We start from the raw sequence: 14,719 nt of genomic DNA, 5'->3' as shown, positions 1-14,719 counted from the left end.
TGCACGACCCCGCCGGAATGGCACATATGCGCGCCCGCCAGATACTCGATGGCGGCCCGGCCTGGCTCGAAGGTCACCAGCCTCTGTTGGCCGAGGGTCTTGTGGAGGTCAGGGAGGGGAGGGGGGGAATCCGTCATGGCGCGTCCTCGAACTGGCAACCCAAGCGCAAAGGGTCATGCATCAACAAGGCGCTGACGTCGAGGTTCGATGCGTCGCGCGCGTAACCTTCTTGCAACCTGCTGCGTCTAGAGTCCCGGTGACGAAATTAACCCTGGGTGGCGCATGGTTCCCCTGAGCCGGGATCTGGTGGTCCTTGTCATCGACGACAACATCGGGATGCGAAGCATCATGAAGGCTGTCCTGCGGGCGCTTGGATTCCTCGTGATCCGGCAAGCCAATGATGCTGTTGAGGCATTGAAGATCATCCCCGATATCAAACCGGATCTGATCATCACCGACATCAAGATGCCTGTCATTGACGGGGTGACCTTTGTCCGCAACCTCCGGGCGGATGAGTCCAATCCCTTCAGCGAGGTGCCGATCATCGTAGCGACGGGCCATACCGAGGAAAGGCACGTCAAGGCCTGCCTGGATGCGGGGGTCGACCAATTCCTGGCCAAGCCAATTACAGGCAAGGCTCTTGCCGATCGGATTACCCGCGCCCTTTCCCCGAGGCGACAGTTCATTCGGACTGGCGACTACAACGGGCCTCTGCGCCCGGTAGGGCAATCTCCCCTCGGCATTGACGTCGAGTAGACCAGCCGGCCTGAACTGGAAACGCTGCGAAGCTGGAAACAAGCCGCGCTTGAGGCCAGTCCTGGGTGTCTCCCGAAGGGGCCATGGTCCGAGCCGGGCCGGGTCGGTGGTTCCAGCCACCCCGCAGGTTCGGGGGTCTCATCGTCCCGGCGTTTCCAAGGGCTCTGGAAGCAGTCCATCGGCCTTCAGCTGCTCATAGGCGGCCTGCTGCAGGCCTGTCGCCTGTGCCGGTGAGAGGCCAAGTTCATAGGCCGCGACCTCTCTCTCGCCGAAGCTCCGGGGATCCCGGCCGGTGACCGCCCCAAAGGTGACCAGGGCGCTCAGATAATACCCGGCGGCGCTGGCGTGATACTGGTCCCATCCCCAGAGGTCGACCTGACCGAAGGTCACTCCATCGTAGGGGTTGGGGTCGGCGACGCCGGCGTCCATGGCGCGAGTCCAGGCCTCGCCGACAGGCAGCACCCCCCGGACCGCGGGGGAGACGGCGCGGGCCCGGTCGTAGCCGGCGCGTACATCCCGGGCCATGGCGGCGATGGGCTTGCCCTTCCAGGGGCTGGGTTTGGCGTAGGTGAGGTCCGCCCGGGACCAGGTGGACTGAAAATAGATGCGCGCCGAGGGATTTCTCCGGGCCAGGACATCTGAGAGCTGACGGCCGTACTCAATGATCCGGGTCGGGTCTCCGGGGCGCTCCAGGTCCAGCGTGGACTGTCCCTGCAGAATGACCACGTCCCAGGGGCGATCAATCAGAGGCAGGCGGTTGGCGAGGTGCCAGTCGAAGTTCTTGCCAGGGGAAGTCTCGAGGCTGACCTGGTAGTCAAGACCGGCCTGGAAGGTGAGGACCTTGAAGATGGCGGGCACACCGCCGATGCCTTCCTTGTTGAGGTCGGTCACCTGCTCCGGGCGATAGCGCAGCACGGGCGAGGTGGCGCCGAAGGTGAAGCTGTTACCCACGAAGAGGATAGTCTCCGCCCGGGCGGCGCCTGCGAACGCGGTCAGCACGACGGCCCAGAAGAGGGATTTCAGGGAGGGGAAGGTCATGGGCTCGCTCCTGCAGGCAGTGACAAGACAACCACGCTCCCCGCCCGCTCGCAAACCGGAAGGCGGATCGAAAAACCCCTCCGGCGTCGCCGCCGGAGGGGGCTGTAGAGGCCCGGAACTGTCCGTCGATCAGTAGCCGTTGATCCGGGCGTAGCGGTCGCGGTGGTAGCTCTGGCTGCCGAAGGCCGCCTCGGCCGCACGGGCGCGCTTGAGGTAGAAGCCCGCGTCGTGGGCGTCGGTCATGCCGATACCGCCGTGCATCTGGACCATCTCGTTGGAGACGAGGTGGAAGACGTCGCCCATCTTGGCCTTGGACAGGGACACCAGCTCGGGCACGTCCGGGCTGTCCGCGTCGATGGCCTGGAGGGCCGCCTCGACGGCGCTGCGGGCCAGTTCAAGGTCGGTGAACATCTTGGCGGCGCGGTGCTGGAGGGCCTGGAAGGAGCCGATCACCTGGCCGAACTGGACCCGCACCTTGAGGTAGTCGAGGGTGGTCTCGAAGGCCTGGTTGGCTGAGCCGAGCATCTCGGCGGCCAGGGCGGCGCGGACCCGGTCGAGGGTCTTCTCGAGGACATCCCAGCCCTTGTCGGCTGCGCCCAGAACCGCGTCGGCGCCCACCTCGACCTTGTCAAAGGTGATGTTGGCTGCGCCACGGCTGTCCGCCAGGGCGAGGCGCTTGCGGCTCACGCCCTTGGCGTCGGCGGGAACCAGGAACAGGGTGATCCCGTCCTTGTCGCCCGGCTTGCCGGAGGTGCGGGCGGACACCACCAGCAGGTTGGCGGCCAGGCCCTCGATGACGAAGGTCTTGGTCCCCGACAGGCTGTAGCCGGCGCCGGACTTGGTCGCGGCCAGGGCGACCTTCTCGGGCGCATGGTGCGGGCCCTCGTCCACGGCCAGGGCGCCGACCACGGAGCCGTCGGCGATCTTGGGCAGCCACTCGGACTTCTGGGCGTCAGAGCCGCCCAGGACCAGGGCCGAAGCCGCGCCCACGCCGGAGGCGATCAGAGGCGAGGCGGTCAGGGTCCGGCCCAGCTCTTCCAGGATAAGGCCCATGGACAGGTAGCCGAAGGCCGAGCCGCCGTACTCCTCGGGGATGATCACCCCGGCCCAGCCCATCTCGGCCATCTCGTTCCAGGCGTTGACGTCGTATCCGATCTCGACGCCGGAATCGCGCATCTTGCGGAAGGCGGTGACCGGGCTCTTTTCCTGGGTCCAGCTCTTCGCGGCGTCGCGGAGCATGCTCTGTTCTTCGTTCAGAACGGCCATTTCAGTTGATCCTTAATCTCGTCGTGTCGGTGGATGTCAGTTGTGCTGGGTGAGGTCGGGCAGGCCGAGGATGCGCTTGGAGATGATGTTGCTCTGCACCTCCTGGCTGCCGCCGTAGATCGTGAAGGCCTTGCCGCCCAGCCAGCCGCGGACGGCGCCGAGCTCCTCGGGCTTGAAGGCGTCGCCCTCCCAGCCGAGGCCCTGGTGGCCCATGATCTCGAGGGTGAGCTCGTGACGCATCTGCATCCAGCTCGTGCCGGCGTTCTTCATGATCGAGGTCGCCGCACTCGGGCCGGAATTGCCCTTGCTCTCCAGCATGGCGCGTACGGCGGTCTGCTGGAAGGAGCGGCCCTCGATCTCGTGCTGGACGACGCGGGTGCGCAGGTCCGGGTCAGCGATCCGGCCCTGGGCGTCCACGCCGACATACTCGCGGGCCAGGTCCACCAGGGACCGGCCGCCCATGCCGCCGCCGCCACCGGCGCCGGAGAGGCCGCCGCGCTCGTGCTGGAGCAGGCGCTTGGCGATGGTCCAGCCGCCGTTGAGCGGTCCGACCAGGTTCTTCTTCTCGGCCCGGGCGTCAGTGAAGAAGGTCTCGCAGAAGGGCGAACTGCCGGCGATCAGTTTGATCGGGCGCACTTCAACGCCCGGCTGATGCATGGTGAAGAGGACGAAAGAGATGCCCTCATGCTTCTTCGAGGTGTCCGTCCGCACCAAGCAGAAGCACCAGTCGGCGAACTGGGCGCCAGAGGTCCAGATTTTCTGGCCGTTGATGAGGAAGTGATCGCCCTTGTCCTCGGCGCGGGTCTGCAGGGCCGCCAGGTCGGAACCGGCGCCTGGCTCCGAGAAGCCCTGGCACCACTGGACATCACCGCGGCAGATCGGCGGGATATGCTCCAGTTTCTGGTCCTCGGTGCCGTACTCCAGAAGCGTCGGGCCGAACATCATCACGCCCATGCCGCCGATCGGGTTGTAGGCGCCGGCGCGGCCGAACTCCTGCTGGATCACGCGGGCTTCGGCGCTCGACAGGCCGCCGCCGCCATACTGTTTCGGCCAGGTCGGCGTGCCCCAACCCTTGGCGCCGACCGCCTTGCGCCAGGCCTCCTGGGCCTCGGTCGGCTTGGCGCGCTCCTCGCGCATCATGGGGTTAGGCCGGCCCTTCAGCTCGGCGGGGAAATTGGCCTCGACCCACTCGCGCACTTCCTTGCGGAAGGCCTCAGGATCGCCGCCTCCAAAATCTGCCATGAATCGTCTCCTTCAGAAAAACGGGCTCAGCGCGACTGGGTCAGGTCGGGCAGGCCAAGAATGCGCTTGGAAATGATGTTGCTCTGGACTTCGCTGGAGCCGCCGTAGATCGACCCCGCCTTGCCGGACAGCCAGCCGCGGACGGCGGACAGCTCGTCCGGGGCGAAGCCGGCCCCCTCCCAGCCGAGACCCTGGTGGCCCATGAATTCGAGGGTCAGCTCGGCCCGGTCCTGGGCGATCTTCATGTTAGCGTTCTTCATGATCGAGGTGGTGGCGCTGGGACCGGCGTTACCCCGGCTTTCGAGGGCCGCCCGGCGGACCGTGGCCTGGAGGGCCGCCTGGTCCATCTCGTTGATGATGATGCGCGTGCGCAGGTCCGGATCGGCCAGGCGGCCCTGGTCGTCCTCGCCCAGGTATTTCTTCGCCACCTGTCCCAGGACCACCTTCTGTCCCGGGCCCCGGCGGGCGCCATCCATGCCGCTGCGCTCATGCTGGAGCAGGCGCTTGGCCACCGACCAGCCGCCGTTGAGGGGACCGATCAGGTCGTCCTTGGGCACCTTCACATCGGTGATGAAGGTCTCGCAGAAGGGCGAGTTGCCGGCGATCAGGCGGATCGGTCGGACCTCGACGCCGGGCTGGCGCATCGAGAAGACCACGAAGGAGATGCCCTCGTGCTTCTTGGTGGTGTCGGTGCGGACCAGGCAGAAGATCATGTCGGCCCACTGGGCGCCCGACGTCCAGATCTTCTGACCGTTGACCAGGAAGTGGTCACCCTTGTCCTCGGCCCGGGTCTGGAGCGAGGCGAGGTCAGACCCGGCGCCCGGCTCGGAGAAGCCCTGGCACCAGCGGACGCGGCCATGCACGATGTCGGGGATGTACTTCTGCTTCTGGGCCTCGGTCCCGTACTCCAGAAGGGTCGGCCCGAACATGCTGACGCCCATGCCGACGACGGGATTCACAGCGCCGATGGCGGCCATTTCCTGCTGGAGGATGCGGACCTCATCGCGGGAGAGCCCGCCGCCGCCGTACTGGGTCGGCCAGGTGGGCACACCCCAGCCCTTGGCGCCCATGCGCTCCTTCCAGACTGCGAAGTCGCCCTTGGGCGGCTCGGGCGACATGACCATGGCCTCGAGCGCCGAGAGGTCCTTGCGCAGGGAGGCGGGGAAATTCGCCTCAAGCCAGTCCCGGGCTTCGGTCCGAAAGGCTTCGAGTCCACTGTCGCCAAAATCGGCCATCAGAAATACTCCCTAAAATTCAATATCTTATACCCAATCATACCATAAGGGCCCGGTTTCGCGAGTCGCTTATTTCGGATCGGGAAGTCCCAGGACACGCTTGGAGACCACGTTCAGATTGATTTCCGAGGTGCCGCCCTCGATGGAGTTCGCCTTGGCCCTCAGCCAGGTTCGCACCGCGGCCAGTTCGGGGGCTGAGAAGCCTTCCCCCTCCCAGCCCAGGCCGGCCGTCCCCAGGGACTCGACGATCAGCTCGTTCCGCTCCTGGGCGATCTTGGCGCCTGCGTACTTCATGATGGAGGTGACTGCGGACGGACCCTGGTTGGACTTGGACTCATCGGCCGCCCGGCGAACAGTCTGCTGGAAGGCCTGGGTCTCCATCAGATGGTCGACGATCCGACGCCGAAGGTCGGGATCGGCGAGGCGACCGTCCTCGTCCAGGCCCACATAGTCCAGCGCCGCCTCGCGGACGGTAAGCGCCGAGACGGGCGCGCCGATGGAGCCGCCGCCGAGGCCGGCGGAGATGTTGTCCCTCTCGAACTGGAGCAGCCGCTTGGCGACCGTCCAGCCGCCATTGAGGGGACCGAAGAGCTGATCCTTGGGCGCCTTCACGTCGGTGAAGAAGGTCTCGCAGAATGGCGAGGTGCCGTTGATCAGCTTGATCGGACGGACCTCGACGCCGGGCGTGCGCATGTCGATGAGGACGAAGGAAATACCCTCGTGCTTCTTGGAGGTGTCGGTGCGCACCAGGCAGAAGCACCAGTCGGCGATGTTGGCGCCGGAGGTCCAGATTTTCTGGCCGTTGATCAGCCAGTGGTCACCCTTGTCCTCGCACCGGGTCTGCAGAGAGGCGAGGTCCGAGCCTGATCCGGGCTCGGAATAGCCCTGGCACCAGCGCACAGAGCCGGTGACGATGCCGGGCATGTGCTGGCGTTTGAGGGCCTCGGTCCCATACTCCAGCAGGGTGGGGCCGAACATCATGACCCCCATGCCTCCGATCGGGTTACGGGCGCCAATCCTGGCCATCTCCTCGGCCAGGACGCGGGCCTGTGGCCGCGAGAGGCCGCCGCCGCCGTAGGTCGCCGGCCATGTCGGCACGCCCCAGCCCTTGCCGCCCATGCGTTCGCGCCACAGGCGGGCCTCTTCGCTCTCGCGGCCGCCCCCCATCGCGGCCACCTGGGCCGCGGGATCCTTCGCCAGGGCCCTGGGGAAGTTGTCCTCCAGCCAGGTCCGGGCCTCGACCCTGAAACCTTCGAGGTCTTCGCCGCCGAAATCCGCCATCCGCCTCGTCTCCTGAAGAAATCCGCCCTGTGCGCCCCGTCCCTACTTGGGATCGGGCAGGCCCAGAACGCGTTTTGAAATCACGTTGAGGTTGACCTCGGAGCTTCCGCCTTCGATCGAGTTCGCTTTAGCCCGGAGCCAGCCGCGCACCGCGCCGATCTCCTGGGGGGCGTAGTCGTCTCCGGTCCAGCCCAGGCCCTGGCTACCCATCATCTCGACGATCAGCTCCGACCGCTCCTGGGCGAAGCTCGCCACCGAGTACTTGATGATTGAGGTCGCCGCTGACGGGCCGTTGGACGCCTTAGACTCCGCCGCGATCCGGTTCAGCGTCTTGTAGAAGCAGTCGAAGTCCATCTTGTTGCGGGTGATCCGGCCCCGCAGGTCGGGATCTGACAGGGCGCCGGTCTCGTCCACGCCGAGGTAGGATTTGGCGATCACACCAAGATCGCTCGAGGAGCCGCTGGCCCGTTCTCCCGGGCCGAACCCGCCCGAGATATTCTGCCGCTCGTACTGCAACAGGCGCTTGGCGATCTGCCAGCCGCCGTTGACCTGACCCACCAGATTCTCCTTGGGGATCTTCACGTCGGTGAAGAAGGTCTCGCAGAAGGGACTTTCTCCCGAGATCAGCTGGATCGGCCGGGTCTCGACGCCAGGCGAGCGCATGTCGATGAGGACGAAGGAGATCCCCTCATGCTTCTTCGAGGTGTCGGTGCGCACCAGACAGAAGCACCAGTCGGCCTTGTTGGCGTAGCTGGTCCAGATCTTCTGGCCATTGATCAGCCAGTGGTCGCCCTTGTCCTCGCAGCGGGTCTGAAGGCCCGCCAGGTCCGAGCCGGCGCCTGGCTCGGAGTACCCCTGGCACCACCGCGCCTCACCGCGGACGATGCGAGGCAGGTGCTCGAGCTTCTGCGCTTCGTTGGCGTACTCCAGCAGGACCGGACCCAGCATCCAGAGGCCGAAGGAGGAGAGGGGAGGGCGGTATCGGCCGCGCGCCAGCTCCTGCTCGATCACCCGGGCCTGGTCAGGCGAGAGGCCGCCGCCACCGTAGGCGACCGGCCAGGTCGGCGCGGTCCAGCCCTTCTCGGCGACGCGGCGCATCCAGACGATCTGAGGGTCCTGCGAACCGATGAAGGGGCGCCCGCCCCAGATGGCCTCGGGGTCGGTGCGGGCGTCGCCCCTGCGGAGCTCTTCGGGATAGTTGGCTTCCAGCCATCCGCGGACCTCCCTTCGGAAGGCTTCAAGGCTCTCTCCGCCGAAGTCGGCCATGGGGTTCCTCCATCTGTGATCGGGCGCGCGCCACATTAGCGGTCGGCCCGCCGGGAGCAAGACATTCGCAAATTGGGTTTGATCCCTCGCGTCTGGAACCCATCTCTTAACCCTGCGAGGGTAAAGCACGGGTCCGGTTCCATGTTTCAAAGGTTAGAGATGGCGCTCAGACGCGAGTTCAGACCGGCTGTCCTTGCGGCGGCTCCCCTGGCGGGAGCCGTCCTGGTGATGGCCGCCGGGGCGATGTTGATCGCCTCCGGAGCTACGCCTTCCTCACCCGAACGTTTCATGCGCCTGTCGCTCGCCTTGCCGACCCTGGTCATTGACGTGAGCCACTTCGCTTCCAGCGTACTGGGTCTGGTCCTGGTCATGCTGGCCTTTGGCCTCCGGTCGCGACTCGACGCCGCCTGGGCCGCCAGCGTCGCCGTCCTGTTCGTGACCGCGCTCCTGTCCCTTTCCAAGGGACTCATCTGGGAGGAAGGCATGATACTCGCTGCGATCGGCGCCTTCCTCGCCCCGCTGAGGGCGGCCTTTCCTCGAAAGGCGGCCCTCTCCCAGATGGAGGTCTCGCCGGGCTGGCTCCTGTCCGCCGGCGCGGCTGTCGCCGGCGCCGGCCTTCTGGGCCTCTGGTTCTTCAGCCATGTGAGCTACGAGGACAGGCCCTTCTGGAGCACGATGGTCGACGGAGACGTGGCGAGGTCCATCCGGGCCTGGGCCGGCGCCGCCCTGGCCTTCCTGGGCTTTGGCCTCTGGCGGCTGGTAGCCACCGCGGCGACCCCTAAGGTGATCGGCGAGGATGACCCCGACTTCGAGCGCGTCCGGGCGGTGCTCGCCGCCTCGGAGTCCGCCGAGCCCATCTCAAATCTCGCCCTGTTCGGGGACAAGCGCTTCCTCTTCTCGGAGTCTGGCCAGAGCTTCCTGATGTTTGGGGTTCGCGGCCGCTCCTGGATCGCCCTCGGCGGGCCTGTCGGACGTCGCGACGAGCGCCTTGAGCTTCTCTGGAGGTTCCGCGAACTGGCCGATGCGCACGCCGCCCGGCCGGGCCTCTACGGCATCGGGCCCGACGACCTTCCCGACATCGTCGAACTGGGCTTCTCCATCCAGAAGATCGGCGAATGCGCGCGCTTGCCCATCCAGGATTTCGCCTTCGAGGGCCAGACACGGGCCAAGATCCGCAGGGCCTGGCGGCAGGTACGGGACGGCGGCGCAGAGTTCGAGGTGATCCCGCCCGGAGGAATAGACGACATCCTTCCCGCATTGTCGGAGATCTCGGACGAGTGGTTGGCGCGGCAGTCCGGCGGCGACAAGGCCTTCGCCCTCGGCGGCTTCAACCCCCGTTATCTGCGGGAGTTCCCGGTGGCCATCGCCCGGTGGGAGGGGCGTATCGTCGCCTTCGCCAATCTCTGGCCGACAGCCTGCCGGGACGCCTTCTCCATCGACCTGATGCGCTACAACTGGGCTGCGCCTAAGCGGATCATGGATTTCCTGTTTGTGGAGTTGATCAGCTGGGGCCGCGAGCAGGGATACGTCTACCTGGATTTCGGGAACGCTCCCCTGGCGGGCCTGGAGGACCGGCCTCTGGCGCCGGTCATGACCCGGGTCGGACGACTGATGTTCGACCTCGGCGAGGACGTCTACAACTTCCAGGGCGTCCGAAGCTATAAGGACAAGTTCCATCCGAACTGGGAGCCGCGCTATGCGGCGGCTCCGGCGAAGTGGGCGATCGCCATCCTGCTGGCGGACGTCAGCCTCCTATCATCCGGTGGTCTGGCCGGGCTCACAAGGAGGCCGAAGAAGGCTGAGATCCCGCCGCCCCGAAAGGCAGAGCCCGCGCCTGGTCCTGTCGCTGTGGGAGAGCCGGCTCAGGGTATGGTCTGACCCGTCTTCATCCCGAGCAGGTTCACAAGGTGGACCAGGAGGATCAGGAAGGCGGTGGCGAAGGCCACCATAAGGGGGCGCCAGGGGACCATCCGGGGCCCTTTACGGAAATCGGGGGGGCGGGCGCCGCGCCACCCTGCGAATAGCGCCATGCCCGCCGTCGCCGCCAGAGCCGCAAGGGTGACTTTCATATCCATGGGTTGAAGCTCCGCCTGCAGCTCCGGGTCGCCAACTATCCACAGGGTGTCGAGGGACGTGAAGCCGAACCGGTTAACCTCGCGTTTACACCTGAAAGCCGGCTCGGTAGACCATAGCTGAGCGGCTGGGAGAGCGATTCGCATGACGGCAGGGGCGCCATGGAGCGTCAAGGGTATCGACCCGAAGGCCCGCGAAGTCGCCAAGGAACTCGCTGCTCGGGCGGGGATGACCCTCGGCGAGTGGCTCAACCGGTCAATTCTTGAAGGCGAAGCCCCGCAGGCCTCAGGAGCGCGGATGCGGTCTGGCCCGGCTGTATACGCTTCGGCTTCTGACTCTCGCGCTGTGCGGGATCCCTTTGACAGACCCGAAGGCGAACTTCGGCGGCTTACGGAGGTTCTCGACCGGCTGGCTGACCGGCTCGAGGGTTCCGAGACGCGCGCCGGCCAAGCGATCTCCAGTCTGGAGACCACGGTCCGGGCGACGCTTGGACAGCTTGAAAACGCGGTGGCGCGTGCGGCTCCGGCCCAACCTCAAACGCCACGCTCGGATCGATACGAGGGCGTGCTCCGGGCCCTGGAGTCCGCGCTAAGTCGGTTATCGGAGCAGATGCAGGAAGGAGAGGCGCGCACCCGGGATGCTCTGGAGGGAGTCCGGATCCGCCTCGAAAAGGCGGAAACCAGAACCGAGGCGCCCATCCCGGGGGTCGACCAGATCTCCATCAGGGTCGACGAGATCCAGGACAGGACCGCCGCAGCAATGAACACGCTGCGCGAAACCTTCCAGGGTCTGGACCAGAGGCTTGCCCGCCTTGAAGCCGCGGCGGGCGAGGGGATCGAGAACAGACTGCGGGAGGTCTCCTTCCGCCTTGGAGAAAGGCTTGACGCGGCGCGGGACGAGATGGCCCGCGAATTCAGCGAGACATCGGGACGCCGGATCTCGGACCTCGAGCAGGCTCTCGCCGAGCTTTCCGAGAAGGTCGAAAGAGTCGAGCTAGAGAGAGCCGGATCTGTTCCTTCGTCCGCCCAGATAGGGGACGCAGCGCCCGCGCGACGCCCGGTGGGGGAAGACGAGCGGATCAGCGAGAACCTCCAGAGCCCCCTGTCCCCCGCAGATTCGGACCGGACCGCCACGCTCTTACGCCTGGGCGATGAGATCGCCCGGATCGGAGACCGGCTCGGATCGAGAATGGAGCCCGACGGCCCAGAGACCGGCGGACAAGTTCCCGAGGAGGTCGACGGTCGGGATCGTCTGGGGGGAGATGACATACCCCGGCGGATCCGCCAGAGCGAGGACCGTACGGCCCGGCTGCTTGAGGAGGCGCGCCTTCGCCTTGATGCCCACTTCCCTCCGTCCCGGGGTTCCGCCACGGTCTTTCAGACCGCCGAGGATGAGCGCGACCGGACCCTGTCCCTTTTCGATGACGAAGAGGCGCCTCTCGCGGCCAACGAGGCTGGGTCATCAGGGACCCGCCTCGCCGAGCGCGAGAGCGATGACGGGCGGGGCGAGGACTGGCCCCTGGATCTCCTGGCCGAGGCCCGGGCCGCCAACGCCCGAAACACCTCAGAGTCGCCGGAAGCGGCGGACCTGCCTTTTGGTGGCGCCGAAGCCCCGGCCTTTCAAAGCTGGGATCTGCCTCCTGTCCGGTCTGCGGTGAAGCCGCGCCGCTTCGCAGGACCCGGCCTTGCTTCTCTCGCCGTCTTCTGCGTGTCGGCCTCACTTGTAGGCTTCGGGGTTCTCAGTCTCTTCGACAAGGGCGATCAGGACCACGCCCGTCAAGGAGCTTCGAGGACCGAGCCCGGTGTCCTGGCTTCTGCGCCAAAACCGCCGGTCGCTTCGCCCTCGCAACCCGCCTCCGTCCGGGCTGCTGTCGCCCTGGCTCCTGTCCCTGTGACCGCGCCGATTGGGGTGAAGCCCCAGGAGACCATTCCTGCGGGGCGTCCGAACCCCGAGGCGCGTTTCCGCAAGGCGCAGTCTGATCTCGCCGCCGGTCGTTCCGGCGCCGCCGCAGAGATTCAGGCCCTCGCCGGAGCGGGGTATGGCCCGGCCATGAGGGTGCTCTCCGGTCTATACGACAGGGGCGAGGCCGGCTTGGCAAAGGACCCCGCCCTGGCCCGCTCCTGGCTGCGCAGGGCGGCCGAGACCGGCGACCGGGTGGCGATGCACGGCTACGGCCTCGCGCTGATGAACGGCGCCAATGGCCCGCGCGACCCGGCCGCTGCGGTGGGCTGGATCCGACGGGCGGCCGAAGCCGGGCTGGTCGGGAGCCAGTTCAATCTTGGGGCCGTCTACGAGCGTGGCATGGGGGTGCCTCAGGACCTCCGCCAGGCCTTCGTCTGGTACTCACGCGCAGCCGAGGGCGGCGATGGCGAGGCGCTCCGTCAGGTCGAGCGCCTGAGGCCGCTTCTCTCCGCCGCAGCGACAAAGTCGCCCGAGGACATCCGCCTGGCTCAACGGGCCCTGGCTCGGCTGGGATACTATTCCGGCCCCGCCGACGGCGCGGTCACACCCCAGTTGAGGTCCGCCATCGAGGCCTACCAGAAGGACCAGAAGGCGCCCCCGACGGGACTCCTGGATGACGCCACCCTTCGGCGCCTGTCCATGCTGGGCCGCTAGGGCGGCCGGAGGACGGACCTGCTGGACGTCTATCTCCCCATCGCCGAAATCTCTGTCAACGTCCCCCTGCTGGTCGCCGCCGGCGCCCTGGTGGGCTTTATCTCTGGAATGTTCGGCATCGGCGGTGGCTTCCTGATGACGCCGATCCTGGTCTTCCTCGGGGTCCCCGCCCCCGTCGCCGTGGCCAGCATGGCCGGGCATGTCGCCGCTTCCTCGACCTCGAGCGTCCTGGCCTACTCCGCCAGCCGGGGGGTCGACTTCCGGATGGGCGGCGTATTGGCCGCCGGAGGATCCATCGGAGCCCTCGCCGGGGTGGAGGTCTTCCGGTGGCTCCGCCTGGCTGGACAGGCCGACCTCGCCGTCGCCCTGGCCTACCTCGTCTTCCTCGGCGTCATCGGAATTCTCATGCTCCGGGAGTCGATCGGGGCCCTGATCCGTCGCCGGCGCGGCGAGGCCGATCCTGCACCGGCCCAGAGGCGTCCGGCGCTGCTCTATGGCCTCCCGTTCCGCCTCCGGTTTCCCCGCTCGCGCCTCTATGTTAGCGTCCTGCCTCCCCTGGCCCTAGGCGCCCTCGCCGGTATCCTCTCAGCGGTCATGGGGGTGGGCGGCGGCTTCATCCTTGTCCCAGCGATGATCTATCTTCTGCGCATGCCCGCGGGCGTTGTGGTTGGCACAAGCCTGTTTCAGATCATCCTGACCACCTCCCTGACCACCCTCCTCCAGGCGGGGCGGAACCAGACCGTCGATATCGTGCTGACTGGGCTGCTGGTCCTCGGGGGCGTCTTCGGCGCCCAGCTCGGCGCCCGCGCCTCTTCGCGGTTCCGCGCCGAGGAACTGCGGATCCTCCTGGCCCTCATCATCCTCGTCATCGGCCTGTCCATGGGCCTGCGCCTCATCCTGACCCCAGACGATCCCTTCGTCCTTCTGCCGGCGGGCGCCTGACATGGCCGGGCTTCCTCCTGCAGCGCCGCCGGTCCAGCTCCTTGCCGATCTGACCAACGCCAACATCGAGGTCAACGCCGGGTACTCCGGCGCCAGCATCTCCGTCTTCGGGGCCGTCTTCGACCCCAGGGAGAACCCGGCCGACGTGGTCGTGGTGGTTCGCGGGCCGGAACAGAAGGCTTCCATCGCCCAACGGGAGCGGCGAGCAGGCCTCTGGCTAAGCGGCGCTCCAGCCAGGGTATCGGGGGCTCCGGGCTTCCATCTCACCGCCTCCAGCAGGGACCTCTCCCGGATCGCCGATCCGCTAACTCTGGGCGAGGCCGGCGTCGGCCTCGACAGCCTGCCGCTCTCCGTCCCCGGGGGCGCCGAGTATCGGCAAGCCTTCATCCGGTTGAAGGTCCGGGATGGCCTCTACGCCGAGGACCCCGGAGGAGTCGACTTCGTCGACCGGGGATTGTTCCGCGCCCAGGTAGACCTTCCCGTCTCCGCCCCGGTAGGCCGATACCGCGTGGAGGTTCTTCTCTTCCAGGACGGCAAGCCTGTGGCCCGTCGCGGCCGCGACCTCTCCATCGAGAAGGTCGGCGTCGAACGCTTGATCTCCGGTTTTGCCCAGCAGAGGCCCTGGTCCTATGGTATGGTCTGCGTGCTGATAGCGCTCGCCGCCGGCTGGGCGGCCTCTGCGGCCTTCAGGAGGGTGTGATGCCCGTGGCTCCCGCACCGGTCTGGGTCCTCGCCCTGGTCGGCGTCGCCGGCTTTCCCGTCGCCGCCGTCATCTATGCTTTCGGGCCGGTCGATCTGCGCTTCGCCGCCATCCATGTGCTCCTCACCTGGTCCGCCGTCGTGCTCGGCTTCCTCGGCGGAATCCGCTGGAGCCAGGAGTCCATGCGCGACCCGCCGCGCTTCCTGCGCCTCGCCGCCGCCATGCTGCCGCCTCTGGCGGGCGGCGGCCTTCTCCTGGCCCGGGACTACCTGGCGGCGGACTGGATCATCGGAGGCTTCATCGC

Annotated in this window: 13 protein-coding genes; 6 read left to right on the top strand and 7 right to left on the bottom strand. The window is 67.1% G+C overall.

Annotated features, from left to right (window positions below):
• Window positions 1-282: 282 nt before the first annotated feature.
• The gene (locus IM632_RS06935; protein ID WP_296498046.1) at window positions 283-756 is read left to right on the top strand and encodes a response regulator; all 474 of its coding nucleotides are present in this window, start codon (window positions 283-285) and stop codon (window positions 754-756) included.
• Window positions 757-894: 138 nt separating this feature from the next.
• Here the strand turns inward: IM632_RS06935 and IM632_RS06930 are convergent, their stop codons facing one another.
• From IM632_RS06930 to IM632_RS06905, 6 genes are all read right to left on the bottom strand, one after another.
• Window positions 895-1,794: a hypothetical protein gene (locus IM632_RS06930; protein WP_296479551.1), complete on the bottom strand. Its 900-nt coding sequence runs from the start codon at window positions 1,792-1,794 to the stop codon at window positions 895-897.
• A gap of 129 nt (window positions 1,795-1,923) precedes the next feature.
• Window positions 1,924-3,060: an acyl-CoA dehydrogenase family protein gene (locus IM632_RS06925; RefSeq protein WP_296538957.1), complete on the bottom strand. Its 1,137-nt coding sequence runs from the start codon at window positions 3,058-3,060 to the stop codon at window positions 1,924-1,926.
• 36 nt (window positions 3,061-3,096) lie between these two features.
• Window positions 3,097-4,302 (bottom strand): acyl-CoA dehydrogenase family protein, encoded by a 1,206-nt coding sequence (locus IM632_RS06920; protein ID WP_296479547.1) that lies wholly within the window; start codon window positions 4,300-4,302, stop codon window positions 3,097-3,099.
• A 26-nt stretch (window positions 4,303-4,328) separates the two neighbouring features.
• Window positions 4,329-5,537: an acyl-CoA dehydrogenase family protein gene (locus IM632_RS06915; RefSeq protein ID WP_296479545.1), complete on the bottom strand. Its 1,209-nt coding sequence runs from the start codon at window positions 5,535-5,537 to the stop codon at window positions 4,329-4,331.
• Window positions 5,538-5,606: 69 nt separating this feature from the next.
• Window positions 5,607-6,818, bottom strand: a complete 1,212-nt coding sequence (locus IM632_RS06910) for an acyl-CoA dehydrogenase family protein (RefSeq protein ID WP_296479543.1) — start codon at window positions 6,816-6,818, stop codon at window positions 5,607-5,609.
• A 42-nt stretch (window positions 6,819-6,860) separates the two neighbouring features.
• The gene (locus IM632_RS06905; RefSeq protein WP_296497182.1) at window positions 6,861-8,084 is read right to left on the bottom strand and encodes an acyl-CoA dehydrogenase family protein; all 1,224 of its coding nucleotides are present in this window, start codon (window positions 8,082-8,084) and stop codon (window positions 6,861-6,863) included.
• Between the two features lie 159 nt (window positions 8,085-8,243).
• On the opposite strand from IM632_RS06905, the gene IM632_RS06900 reads away from it, so the two are divergent.
• The gene (locus IM632_RS06900; protein ID WP_296479539.1) at window positions 8,244-9,962 is read left to right on the top strand and encodes a phosphatidylglycerol lysyltransferase domain-containing protein; all 1,719 of its coding nucleotides are present in this window, start codon (window positions 8,244-8,246) and stop codon (window positions 9,960-9,962) included.
• On the opposite strand, the gene IM632_RS06895 is transcribed toward IM632_RS06900, so the two are convergent.
• Window positions 9,947-10,159 carry a hypothetical protein gene (locus tag IM632_RS06895; RefSeq protein WP_296479537.1) on the bottom strand — a complete coding sequence of 71 codons (213 nt, stop codon included), beginning with the start codon at window positions 10,157-10,159 and terminating at the stop codon, window positions 9,947-9,949. The genes IM632_RS06900 and IM632_RS06895 overlap by 16 nt on opposite strands.
• 142 nt (window positions 10,160-10,301) lie before the next feature.
• Here IM632_RS06895 and IM632_RS06890 point away from each other — a divergent pair, with 142 nt between their 5' ends.
• The 4 genes from IM632_RS06890 to IM632_RS06875 all read left to right on the top strand — a co-directional run.
• Window positions 10,302-12,773 (top strand): peptidoglycan-binding protein, encoded by a 2,472-nt coding sequence (locus IM632_RS06890; RefSeq protein ID WP_296479535.1) that lies wholly within the window; start codon window positions 10,302-10,304, stop codon window positions 12,771-12,773.
• Between the two features lie 18 nt (window positions 12,774-12,791).
• Window positions 12,792-13,715, top strand: a complete 924-nt coding sequence (locus IM632_RS06885) for a sulfite exporter TauE/SafE family protein (RefSeq protein WP_366817419.1) — start codon at window positions 12,792-12,794, stop codon at window positions 13,713-13,715.
• 1 nt (window position 13,716) lies between these two features.
• On the top strand, window positions 13,717-14,415 hold the full coding sequence (locus IM632_RS06880; RefSeq protein ID WP_296479533.1) for a TIGR02186 family protein: 699 nt from the start codon (window positions 13,717-13,719) through the stop codon (window positions 14,413-14,415).
• On the top strand, window positions 14,415-14,719 hold a 305-nt coding region (locus IM632_RS06875), incomplete at its 3' end, for a DUF3429 domain-containing protein (protein ID WP_296552152.1). The genes IM632_RS06880 and IM632_RS06875, both read left to right, overlap by 1 nt.

This window comes from Phenylobacterium sp. (assembly GCF_020402505.1).
In the GTDB taxonomy this organism is placed as follows: Bacteria; Pseudomonadota; Alphaproteobacteria; order Caulobacterales; family Caulobacteraceae; genus Phenylobacterium.
This window is presented reverse-complemented; position numbering and strand designations above follow the sequence as displayed.

Excerpts from the sequence above, each read along its gene's own strand:
- IM632_RS06935 (WP_296498046.1), top strand. The coding sequence starts at position 283 with ATGGTTCCCCTGAGCCGGGATCTGGTGGTCCTTGTCATCGACGACAAC.
- IM632_RS06930 (WP_296479551.1), bottom strand. The coding sequence starts at position 1,794 with ATGACCTTCCCCTCCCTGAAATCCCTCTTCTGGGCCGTCGTGCTGACC.
- IM632_RS06925 (WP_296538957.1), bottom strand. The coding sequence starts at position 3,060 with ATGGCCGTTCTGAACGAAGAACAGAGCATGCTCCGCGACGCCGCGAAG.
- IM632_RS06920 (WP_296479547.1), bottom strand. The coding sequence starts at position 4,302 with ATGGCAGATTTTGGAGGCGGCGATCCTGAGGCCTTCCGCAAGGAAGTG.
- IM632_RS06915 (WP_296479545.1), bottom strand. The coding sequence starts at position 5,537 with ATGGCCGATTTTGGCGACAGTGGACTCGAAGCCTTTCGGACCGAAGCC.
- IM632_RS06910 (WP_296479543.1), bottom strand. The coding sequence starts at position 6,818 with ATGGCGGATTTCGGCGGCGAAGACCTCGAAGGTTTCAGGGTCGAGGCC.
- IM632_RS06905 (WP_296497182.1), bottom strand. The coding sequence starts at position 8,084 with ATGGCCGACTTCGGCGGAGAGAGCCTTGAAGCCTTCCGAAGGGAGGTC.
- IM632_RS06900 (WP_296479539.1), top strand. The coding sequence starts at position 8,244 with ATGGCGCTCAGACGCGAGTTCAGACCGGCTGTCCTTGCGGCGGCTCCC.
- IM632_RS06895 (WP_296479537.1), bottom strand. The coding sequence starts at position 10,159 with ATGGATATGAAAGTCACCCTTGCGGCTCTGGCGGCGACGGCGGGCATG.
- IM632_RS06890 (WP_296479535.1), top strand. The coding sequence starts at position 10,302 with ATGACGGCAGGGGCGCCATGGAGCGTCAAGGGTATCGACCCGAAGGCC.
- IM632_RS06880 (WP_296479533.1), top strand. The coding sequence starts at position 13,717 with ATGGCCGGGCTTCCTCCTGCAGCGCCGCCGGTCCAGCTCCTTGCCGAT.